1 protein-coding gene and 1 pseudogene are annotated in these 1,069 nt (G+C 64.9%); one reads left to right on the top strand and one right to left on the bottom strand.

Annotated features, from left to right (window positions below; translation table 11 throughout):
• Positions 1-225 (bottom strand): annotated as a pseudogene (locus ACZ4Z4_RS38350) (carboxymuconolactone decarboxylase family protein); the annotation flags it as partial.
• Between the two features lie 117 nt (positions 226-342).
• On the opposite strand from ACZ4Z4_RS38350, the gene ACZ4Z4_RS38345 reads away from it, so the two are divergent.
• On the top strand, positions 343-1,069 hold a 727-nt coding region (locus tag ACZ4Z4_RS38345), incomplete at its 3' end, for an AraC family transcriptional regulator (RefSeq protein ID WP_468338553.1).

Genomic DNA, 1,069 nt, shown 5'->3' with positions numbered 1-1,069 from the left:
ATTGGCTTGACCGGCAGCGAGCGCAACGATCTCGCGCTGGGAGGCATTCAGGCGGCCGGTGCCCAGCGTTTCGGACAAGCCGAGGTAGCCATTGAGCGCCGCCGGCGCGTGGGCCAGCGTGGCGAACAGGTTCGGCACCATGCCAAGCTTGGCTTTGACGGCCTTGAGTGTGGCAGCGGTAGCGGCGTCAGCGGTGTCGATGGTCAGGGGGGCGATTTGGGTCATGTCTATCTCCGTAGTGGGTGAGGTGCAAGAGCACGTGGGCATGATCGCCCTTTGTTTGGTACGATATGGCACGTAAAGTATCAAATACGTAACCTATCGTCTTATATGGAGAGTGGAATGGCGGATCGACTGGCCGGCTTGCTCCGGCACTACTCGCTTTCGGCGCGCGTTTTTCACAGCGGCGCCTTCTGTGGGCAGCATCATTACGCGGCGCCGCATGGCTATATCCATCTGGTGCGGCGCGGCCCGATTACGGCGCGTTCGCCCGTGCATGAAGATCTGCTGGTTACCGAGCCGAGCCTGCTGTTTTATCCGCGCGTGGCGTCGCATCGTTTTGTCGCCGCCCCCGGCGATACCGCTGAGCTGTTGTGTGCGGAGGTCGACCTGGGCGCTTCGACGGGCAATCCGTTGGCCATGGCCTTGCCGTCGATGCTGCTGATTCCGTTGGCGGACTTGCCCGGCCTCGGGCCGACGCTAGAGTTGCTGTTTGCCGAAGCCGAGCGCGACCAGTGCGGTCGGCAGGCCGCCATCGACCGCTTGTACGAGTTGCTACTGATCCAGTTGCTGCGTTATCTGATGGATGGGCGGCTTGGCGCCACCGGACTGCTGGCGGGCCTGGCCGACCCGAAACTCGCGCGCGCCATAACCGCCATGCACGATGCGCCGCAGACCGCGTGGTCGCTCGAGGCGCTGGCGGCGAAGGCGGGCATGTCACGCGCGCGCTTCGCCGCCGCGTTCAAGGACGCGGTGGGCGTCACGCCGGGCGACTATCTGGCCGACTGGCGGATGAACGTCAGTTGCACCCTGCTCAAGCAGGGGCGGCCGGTGGCGGTGGTGGCCGACC

It is taken from the genome of Streptomyces sp. NPDC030245 (genome assembly GCF_055572995.1).
This window is presented reverse-complemented; position numbering and strand designations above follow the sequence as displayed.